The organism is Blastomonas sp. CCH1-A6 (assembly GCF_001556365.1).
Lineage (GTDB): Bacteria > Pseudomonadota > Alphaproteobacteria > Sphingomonadales > Sphingomonadaceae > Blastomonas > Blastomonas ursincola.
Window position 1 is genome coordinate 1 of the sequence record NZ_LSIS01000267.1, and the last position, 9,451, is coordinate 9,451.

General features: G+C 65.4%; 10 protein-coding genes and 1 pseudogene. 10 read left to right on the plus strand and 1 reads right to left on the minus strand.

Annotated features, from left to right (window positions below; genetic code table 11):
• From AX735_RS25860 to AX735_RS12760, 8 genes and pseudogenes are all read left to right on the plus strand, one after another.
• Positions 1–206, plus strand: a pseudogene (locus AX735_RS25860) (DUF736 domain-containing protein); the annotation flags it as partial.
• 268 nt (positions 207–474) lie between these two features.
• Positions 475–741, plus strand: coding sequence for a type II toxin-antitoxin system Phd/YefM family antitoxin (locus AX735_RS12725; RefSeq protein ID WP_010409116.1), 267 nt, complete (start codon positions 475–477; stop codon positions 739–741).
• A 136-nt stretch (positions 742–877) separates the two neighbouring features.
• Complete coding sequence (locus tag AX735_RS12730) at positions 878–1,135, plus strand: hypothetical protein (RefSeq protein WP_062126514.1); 258 nt, start codon at positions 878–880, stop codon at positions 1,133–1,135.
• A 690-nt stretch (positions 1,136–1,825) separates the two neighbouring features.
• Positions 1,826–2,164 carry a single-stranded DNA-binding protein gene (locus tag AX735_RS12735; protein ID WP_010409121.1) on the plus strand — a complete coding sequence of 113 codons (339 nt, stop codon included), beginning with the start codon at positions 1,826–1,828 and terminating at the stop codon, positions 2,162–2,164.
• A gap of 138 nt (positions 2,165–2,302) precedes the next feature.
• Complete coding sequence (locus AX735_RS12740) at positions 2,303–2,776, plus strand: hypothetical protein (RefSeq protein WP_062126517.1); 474 nt, start codon at positions 2,303–2,305, stop codon at positions 2,774–2,776.
• Positions 2,777–3,349: 573 nt separating this feature from the next.
• Complete coding sequence (locus AX735_RS12745) at positions 3,350–4,342, plus strand: SLOG family protein (RefSeq protein WP_037494485.1); 993 nt, start codon at positions 3,350–3,352, stop codon at positions 4,340–4,342.
• Positions 4,343–4,783: 441 nt separating this feature from the next.
• Positions 4,784–5,386, plus strand: coding sequence for a hypothetical protein (locus tag AX735_RS25195; RefSeq protein ID WP_126027346.1), 603 nt, complete (start codon positions 4,784–4,786; stop codon positions 5,384–5,386).
• Between the two features lie 72 nt (positions 5,387–5,458).
• Entirely contained in the window at positions 5,459–6,013 is a 555-nt protein-coding gene (locus AX735_RS12760; protein WP_010409130.1) for a hypothetical protein, read from the plus strand.
• Positions 6,014–6,193: 180 nt separating this feature from the next.
• Here the strand turns inward: AX735_RS12760 and AX735_RS12765 are convergent, their stop codons facing one another.
• On the minus strand, positions 6,194–6,412 hold the full coding sequence (locus AX735_RS12765; protein ID WP_010409132.1) for a hypothetical protein: 219 nt from the start codon (positions 6,410–6,412) through the stop codon (positions 6,194–6,196).
• Between the two features lie 524 nt (positions 6,413–6,936).
• On the opposite strand from AX735_RS12765, the gene AX735_RS25865 reads away from it, so the two are divergent.
• Positions 6,937–7,221, plus strand: coding sequence for a hypothetical protein (locus tag AX735_RS25865; protein WP_064312469.1), 285 nt, complete (start codon positions 6,937–6,939; stop codon positions 7,219–7,221).
• A partial coding sequence (locus tag AX735_RS12775) for a type IV secretion system DNA-binding domain-containing protein (protein WP_066280732.1) occupies positions 7,214–9,451 on the plus strand: 2,238 nt, incomplete at its 3' end. The genes AX735_RS25865 and AX735_RS12775, both read left to right, overlap by 8 nt.

Consider the following 9,451-nt stretch of genomic DNA (forward strand, 5'->3'; position numbering starts at 1 on the left):
GCCAGGACGACGGCTCGTACAACGTCGTGTGGCAGCGCGCCCAGAAGCGCCGCGACGTCGGTGCCGCGCTCGGGGTCAAGGCGGACGATGGCGAACCCGCGCTGCCTTTCACCGCCGATGGCCGTGACGTGGCGACCTCGGGCGCAGGCGATGACACCGGAGACGGGCTGGGTGCCAGCACCGCGCCGGTCGACGAGAGGGTCTGACCGGCATCGGGCGGCGCTGACGCGTCGCCCGTATCGCCACCTCGACGGGGATCGCTTCATCGCCGAAGCGGTCCCTGTTGCCGTTAGTGCCTGTTGCAGCCGCGCGGTCCGTGGTGTACGGATTGTCTTCCGTTTTACGGAAGATACGGATTCCCATGTAACAGAAAGATGGCCGTTACAACATTGGCAGGACCAGATGAGGGTCCCATCCTGGAGGGACGCAGGGCTTAATCGATCCCCGGCCGCGTAACGAAAGATGAGGGAAACCATGACCCCTACAATCGAAAAGGCCAGATCGACCGACGTGTCGAAGCGGTTCGGCTTCTATTACGACGAGGCGATGACGCATCCGATCGCAATCGAGCGCAACGGCGCTGCCCGCGTGGTCATGCTACCCGCCTCCGAGTTCGAACGCTTGTCCCGCCTCGATCACCTCGCGCTCTCGCCGCAGGAGTTGAGCGATGAAGCCATCCACGCCATCAGGACCGCGACGCCCAGCGCCGGGTCCGTCCAGAACGATCAGTACGTCGATTGAACCGCAAGCCGGTGACCTGATCTGGTATTTCTACCTCTGGCGGCATGAACATAACCGGGGCGACGAGGACGGCTCGAAACTCCGCCCCTGCATGGTGGTTGGCAGCTATCGCTCAGCCGGAAGGCTCCGTGTCCTGATGGTGCCACTGACGACGCGCGATTATTCACCGGCTGCATCCATCCCTCTGCCGCCGCGATTCATTGAGGCCTTCGGCCTCGATGACCGATCACGCATCGTGTGGGACGACGTGAACGATTTCGCATGGGTCGGACCCGACGTTCGCGCCGGTAACGACGGTAGCACCATCATCGCCGAGGTGCCGAGCCGCATCGTACAACGTGTCGCGGCGCTGATCGTCGAGCATCGGATCACCCCCACCCGGCGAACCGAGTAGGCGATCGATCCTCGCCAACCCGAAGGGCGGCGCCCGCAGACACAGCCCGGTTCGCTGGCCGAGTGGAAAGATCATCACGATCGGCGATGATCCCGCAGCCGGGCGGCGCGTAAAGCCGTCGCTGTTCTGCCAGCGGGTATCGGCAGGCGTTTGCCCCCTATGGCGATGAGGACGCCCAGGTCCGATGCGGTTGCCGGCGATCGCCCTGGCGAGGGTCGGCCGTCGGGCGACCTTGCGGCATCCGGTCTCCTTGCCGGTGCGTCGTCGCCCGGGCGCGGCCGTCCTTGTCGAGCTTCGGAGCGGCACCACGTCGGTCAGCGAGCGACGCTGGCGGCACGCCTGCCTTCGCGCCGGGTCGTTCGGGGGTACGGGTCAGGCGACCGACATGAGCGGTTCACGAGGTTTGTCCATGGCAATGCCTGCGGGAACCTTGGGCTGATCGACGGCCCATCCGCCGTTTCGTGTCACCTGCGCCGCGCCCCGGGGCCTCGCAACCCCTTTGGCAGGGCCGTGTTGCCGCGCTTCGCGCGGCTGCCCGCACCACCCCTGCAAAAGGGGTTCCCCTCCGGTCGACCAGGCCCGCCGCCTGCGCGCCGGCCCAGCTCGCCCTCCGGTGCGACGCCCCGAACCGCGACGCCCTTCAGGTGACACCGGCGGACGGACCGCCGACCAACCCAAGGAGGCAATGCCATGAACAACGTGAACCTCGTCGGCCGCCTGACCCGCACCCCCGAACTGCGCGAAGTCAATCGCGCCACCAGCGTCGCGACCATCTTCGTGGCGACCGATCGCCCGAAGCTCAACAAGGACGGCCACACCTACAAAGGCGACGACGGCTTCACCGTCAAGGAGACCGAATACCACAAGGTCACCTGCTTCAACGGCCTCGCCAAGGCGATCGCCGGCAACCGCAAGAAGGGCGACCTCATCGCCATCGAGGGACGCCTGCACTACACCCGCTGGCAGGACAGCGACGGCAACGACCGCTACGGCTGCGAGATCATCGCCGATCGCGCCGAGTTCTACTGACCGGCCAGCGAACCGGGCGGCGCCTGCGGGCGTCGCCCTTCGCGCATGCTTCATCATCGCCCGCGCAGGACGCCTCGCCCACGGTGCTTCGCACCGCGGCCTTGCGCCAGCGCGCGCTCACCTGAAAGGTCCGGCACCATGACCGTCCAGCGCGACATGTTCGACGGCGACCCGTTCGCGCCCGAGCCGATACCTGCGGCACCGGACCCGGTCGCTCGGGTCGACGAGCCGGCACCCGCCGGCGGCGACCACGACGGCAATGCCGTCGCGCTCGCCCCGCTGGCGGTGCCGTGCGGCTTCCGCAACCGTCGCAATGAACCCTGCCGGCGTCTCGCCGAGCGACCCATCCTGATGAACGGCCAGCCCTTCGTCCATCGTGGTCACCAGCTGCTCCAGTGTCCGCGTTCCTGCTGGCTAGACGATGACAGCGCGGTCGAGCCGGACATTGCTGACCGGATCGGTGAAGATATCCGGTTCGCAACCGAACCGGATATCCAGACCGACCCGCACGGCGAGGACCCCGATGCCAACCGCGATCCAGACGACCCGGGAATCCAGGAGATGCCGGATTACGATGCCGGGGATGACGGTGGCGAGTATGAATGGGACTGATCCTGCTGATCCTGCTGTGCTGGCTGTGGGACGGCCGTAGAGGGGCAGGGCGGGGCGTCCCGCCTTGTGGGCGGGACCGGGCTCTATTCGGCCCTGGCGGGCCTCACGGAGCCCCCTGGCGGGGTCTCCGCCCTGCGGGTGACGATCCCTATGCCGGCGCCGGGCGTCCTGCGCGCGGGCGGCGGCAGCTGGCTCGCCCTCCCGGGCTCACTGGCGCTGCCTTTGCGGCGCTGCGCCGTGCCGGCGCATCACCGCCGCCCGTGCTCGGTCCGACCCGGCGTGCCCACCACAACATAATATTTTCTCTCTCTGTGATGAGGAAGTCTGGCATGCGGGGTTGGCGGGCCGTCAAGGACGCGCGGTCCCCCCAATTTTCACGCACCCTTCCGTCTCCGCTTCGCTCCGCCTCCAGGGCACGAGAAAATCGGCTCCCCCGCGCGCGAGCGTTAACCGGGGTCCGCGACCCTGCGGGCCGCGGCTTCCCGGTTAACGTCCCTGACCGCCCTGACCGCCGCATGCCGGATGAGATTCCTCACCGAGAGAAGGTGAGATTTTCAACTCATGGAGGCTATCATGACCAAGTACAGCAACTTCAACGACATGGGCCGCGCGATCAACGAGCGCCGCGCCGACGAGCACACCACCGAGACCTATCAGGGGGCGTTCATCGAGGCGAGCGAGATGGCGAAGCTTTCCATCGTCAGCGAAGCCGAGAAGCTGGACATGCCCGACCCGGAGCAGGCCGCACACGCCGTCGAGCAGATGCTGGCGACGATGTTCGACGTGTTCCGCGACACTCGCATGGAGGAGTTCGCCGCCGACCTCGCATGGGGCTTCGTCAACAGCTTCCACATGGTGGCCAAGCGCATCGAGGGCCGTGAGGATGACGCCGCCAAGAAACTTGGCGACCTGGTGCGCAGCTACGACCCCTCGGAGATCTACGCGGTGGAGCTCGAAGAGACCCAGCTGCTCTGCCAGACCCTCGAGAATTGCGCCGAGGCGATGCGCTGCATGCGGGACCACGCCGGGAACGTGTATCGCGTCGAGACCGGACGGCCCTTCTCGACCGTCCGCGGCAGCAGGGTGTCGTCCAAGCTGACCGCCTCGATGATCGACGGTGCCGACTATCTGGCGGCACGCGCGGCAAAGCGTCGGGACGAGCACAACCCGAGCGGCCCGATTGTCGCCTTCTCGGGCGGCATGGAATGGCACGACCACGAGCAGCTCTTCGAACGCCTCGACCAGATCAAGCGTCGCATCCCGTCGATGGTCCTGATGACCACCGCCATGAACAAGGGTGCCGACGCCATCGCAGCGTCGTGGGCGGCCTCGCGCGAGGTCAAGCTGGTGCGCATGTTCCTCGACAAGCGCCACGGCAACCGGGGCGGGTTCCTCCGCAACGACCGCATCGCCTCGCTGCGTCCCGTCGAAGCGATCGTCTGCGAAGGATCGGGCGTCCAGATCGACTTCGCTCGCAAGTTGCGTACCGCCGGCGTACCGCTCCACGTCTTCCGCAAGGACGGACAGGCACCGGTGCAGCCGAGCCAGCGCAGCCGCCGCGCCTGACGCACCCACGGAAGGGCTCCGGGCAACCGGAGTCCTTCCCCTTTTTTACGTCGCCCTGGGCGGCGCTCCGGGGCATCGAGCCCCATCGCGCCGCGTGGGACTGACCTATCGGTCGATCACGCCACGTTGCCCGCTCGGCACGGCTCGCTCGCGGCAGGGCAATGCCGTCGCATTGCCACTGCCAGCTACGCCTCGCCGGTGCCGGGGTCGATACCGACACCCGTCGCATCGCCTCGCTCGCTTTGCGGTCATCGCTGAATGCGATGACCAGCGCGCTACGCCTCGGCCGATACGACTGGCGATCGTCGTTGAACACCAATCGGCACGCCTCGCTTGCTTCACGGCGATCCCTTCGGATCGCCGGTTCGCTACGCATCGCCGTGCCGATCGCGTTGGCTTATCGACCGCGCCGTCTCGCTCGCATCGCGGCCACGCCTGCGCGTGTCACGCTCGCTACGCATCGACCGGCGCGGTTCAACCGGCGTCACGCTTGCGGCATCAGCACGGCTCGCTGGCGGGCGCGGCGATGCCGTCGCATCGCCTGCACTGCCGCTGCGCATCGCGCCGTGCCGATCGCACCCATTGATCGGCCACGCCGTCTCGCTCGCATCGCGGCCACGCCTGCGCATGTCGCGCTCGCTACGCATCGACCGGCGCGTCTCACCCGGCATGTCGCTTGCCGCATCGGCACGGCTCGCTGGCGGGCGCGGCGATGCCGTCGCATCGCCTGCGCTGCCGCTGCGCATCGCACCGTGCCGATGCCATCGCGCAGGAGCTGACCGGCACGGCTCGCTCGCTTCACGGCGATCCCTTCGGATCGCCGGTTCGCTACGCCTCGCTCGTGCCGATCGCACCCGCTTATCGACCGCGCCCGTCTCGCTCGCATCGCGGCCACGCCTGCGCGTGTCGCGCTCGCTACGCATCGACCGGCGCAGTCCGACCGAAGCCCGGCTCGCTCGCGGTGCCGCAATGCCTGCGCATTGCGAGCACCAGCTACGCATCGCTCGGGCACCCGGTCCTGCGGACCGACCCATGACCCCGTGATCGGCCATGCCGATCCTGACGGATCGGAAGGGGAGGGGAACCGGAGATGATGGTTCCAATGGGAGACAGACCATGTCGATCACCTTCTTCCTCAGCGTCGATCGCAAAGCCGACGCCGCGCCCGCCGTCATCACCGCCCGCCAGCTTGCCGCGTTCCGCGCCTTCGCCCGCGAACGTGGCCAGCTGCTCGAAGACGAGGATGATGACCCGCTCGTGTCGTGCTCGTTCGAAGCTCGCGTCTGCCCCTGGTCGCTCGCGTCGATCTGCGCGATCTTCGATCACGATGTGGGTGTCATCGCCGTGGTCGAGGAAGCCCAGTTCCGTGGCCTCAACGTGCGCTTCTGGCACGATGACGCGACCCGCACGATCACGATGCGCGTCGCCAGCACCCCGGACGGCGCAGCGGAGATCAATCTCGCGAACGGCAACGCCTTCCACGTCCTCGACGCGCTACGACTTTCGGACGATAATTGCGGCAGCATGCCCATCGGGCAACTACGCGAAACACTCGGCCAGCCCTATGTTCGCCGCGACCTTGGTCGCCTCGATGGTCGTTACCTCGAACGCTTCGACACCCTCGCTGCTCAGGCCGACACCAGTGAAGGGATACGCATGGTCTGGGGATAGCCTCCCTCCAGTCGCCATCGCGTCGGGGAGCATCGGGCTTCGCCTCGATGCTCCCCATTCTTATGCCTGAATGGACCGAAGCTTCGCCAACTCGGCCCAAGCATTGAAAAGGGGAGCGCCTAACGGCAGCTCCCCTTCTATTTGCATGATGGGCTTGAGCCCGCTTTCGCGCTGACCCGCTTACGCGGTCAGGCGCTTCACGGTCTCGGCGATCCCGAGTTTCTTGATCGCTCCAATGATCGCGCTGAACTGGGCAGGATCGGCCTTCATCAACCCCGACCGTTCCACCTCCTTCAGCAGCTCCGAACGCTCACGATCGGCCAGTTGCTTGCGGCGTTCGTTGAGCCGCTGTTCGTCCGCCTCAAGCTGTGCCCGTTCCTGCTCGATACTCCGTGCCATATGACCTGCCTTTTCTGATCGTGGATCGGCCTCCATTTCCCACGATGCCAGCACCGCTCCACCGGCACAATAGCGACACTCATAATCGCTCGCTGGTCCGGCTTTACCGGACCAGCATGAGGCGACGGACACTGACCTTCGGCCAGGTCCGTCGTCGGGCGGGATTGCTCCGCCCAATACCCTTCGGTCCAGTCCGGTGGTCGCCTGCCTGCGGCGCTTACTCTCCCGGAACCCAGTCCAATGATCGGACATCCAGCCATGATGCCACCACCACCGCGACAGTCCCTAAGGATTTGCACACCGTACGCGGCACGCCGCAGGTTAAGTGTCTGTAATTGCCGGTGTTTGCAGGGGCAAACATGTTTGCCCCTGCAAACGCCTTGGTGGTTCTCCCCTAAGCGCTTGAGAACGCGCGAAAATCCCTGTTTGCAGAGTGAATGCGTTTTCACTCTATACCTCGGGACCAGGCTGTAGTATTTTCCACTCTCCGAAAACCCCACCAGCCACTTTCAAGTGGGTGGTGAATGTCTAACTCGACGATAGCCTTCAGACTTTCGTCTGAAGAGATTGCGGCACTTGATCGTGTAGCCGCGAAACGGTCGTGCTCCCGGTCTGAGGCCGCGCGCACTGCGCTTATGTTCGGTATCCGTTTCGCTGAGGCCGAGCATACTTTCAACATCACCCGTGCGGTCCTCGTTCTCGAGTACATGCAGGCGGCGATCGACGTGATTATCACACGCGATCACGGCGACGTCGTACCCCAGCTTCGCGAAGCCGCGAAGGAGCGCCTGGCGACGTTCCATGCGTAGCGGCGACATCCGGTTCAACGGTCAGGCGGCGACCGTAAAGCACCATTCCGCGCGGGGGCGAATCACCCGCAACTCGGGCAATTTCACCCGCGGTTCGCAGCTTCTCGCCAGTCAGTACAAGATGACCTGGGCGGGCCTCCAGGTGCCCATCTGGATATGGCTGGGGACGTTCATCGTCCTGTTCAATATCTTCGTCTGGCTGGGCCTCGCCGAGCATGAGTTCCAGCTCGACCTGATGAAGCTCTATTCCGCCATCTGGACGTGGGTCGGCGGGGACAAATTCCACCTCATCAACCTGACCTTGCGAAACGGCATCGTGACCAAGGTTCCGATCGGCTACGTCCCCTACGAACCCCATGTCGTTCATGCCTGGGCGAAGACGGTCAAGATCTTCCTGACGACACTCGTCATGTCGGCCTTCATCGCAGCACCGATCATCATGTGGTTCATCATGTGGGCAAACAAGCGCGGCAGCGACATGCTCCAGGAACGCCACAACCGCGGCGCCCTGTTGGTCGAGCGTGACGTGCTCGTCAAAACTGTCAGCGGCCACAACCGGCGCAAGTTCCGCACCGAGTGCGCCGAACACGATCCGCCGTACGTCCCCGAACTCGTCGCCAAGGCTCCGATCCTCGATCGGATCGACCGGGGCATCCACGTTCCATACACGATCGCCGGCATCCCCTATCCGTGGCGGCTCGAACAGAGCCATACCATGCTCATCGGCACCACCGGCACCGGCAAGACGACCCAGCTGCGCAGCCACGTCTCGCAGCTTCGCGCGCGCGGTCACCGCGCGGTCATCTTTGACCTGACCGGCGTGTTCGTGGAGACGTTCTACAACCCAGAAACCGACGTCATTCTCAACCCTATGGACGAGCGTTGCGCGCCGTGGACGCTGTTCGACGAATGCCGCAACTATGCCGACTTCGTTTCGGCCGCATCGGCCCTCATTCCCTCGCATCCCGACGACAAGGAACCGTTCTGGCAGAACGCCGCGCGGATGCTCTTCATCGAGATGTGCCTGAAGCTTCAAGAGATGGGTGAGGCGAACAACGCCGCGATCGCGCACCACCTGATGCAGGCCGATCTGAAGTCGATCAACGCCAAGCTCGATGACACCATCGCCGCCCCGCTGACGACCGAGAAAGCCGCCCGCATGGCGGAATCGATCCGCTCGGTTCTGAACGTCAACGGACAGGCGCTACGCTTCATGCCGGACCCTGTCCCGGGCGGCCCGCCCGCCTTCTCGATCCGCGACTGGATCGCGACCGACAATCGCGACGGCTCGATCATGTTCATCACCGGCTCGTACAACGACCTCGAGATGACCCGCGGTCTGTTCACGCTGTGGATCGATCTGGCCGTCAACAACCTCATGCGCCTGCCCAAGACCCGTGACCTGCGGACCTGGTATCTGTTTGACGAAGTCCATGCGCTTCACGCGCTTCCTGGTATCGAGCATGGCCTCCAGTCGGCCCGCAACTTCGGCGGTGCGTTCGTCCTTGGGATCCACTCGTTCGACAAGCTGGTCGCGACCTATGGCTTGCAGAACGCGACCGCGCTCACCGGACTTGCGCGCACCAAGCTGATCCTCGCCACCGCCGATCGAACCACAGCCGAAAAGTGCTCCGAGTTCATCGGCAGCCGCGAGGTCCGCCAGATGGATGAGGCCTACAGCTACGGCTACAACAACACCCGCGACGCCTCGACCCTCACGCCTCGCACGGCGATCGAGCCGCTGGTCATCCCCGACGACATCAACAACCTGCCGTCGCTCCACGGCTTCGTGAAGTTTCCCGATGGATTTCCTGCTGCGCGGATCGAACTCAAATACCGCTCCTATGCCGAGGTCGCGCCGGGGGCGGTGCCCCGCAAGAACTTCAAGCCTACCGAATACGTCTCGCCGGAAGACCGGCGTCGTCAGAACACCCGGAACAATGGCGCGGATGAGGGGGGTGAGGGTGGCCGCGAGCATACCCCCACACGGCCTGTGGGGGGCGTGGAGGCGAAGGAAAGGCAAGAGCCGGACCTGACCGCCTCGCAGCCCGAGAAGCCGCGTAGCGAGGCTGAAAAGGCGGCTGCGGCGATGGAGGTCACCGGGTCGCTGCCGGTGGTGATCGATCAGATAACCGGCAAGGGCGTCGCCAGCAGCCCGACCGGCGTCGATGCCGTCCGCGCGTCGGATGCCGCAACGAGGGTCGGGGGCGAACCTTCCAAGCCTGTGACG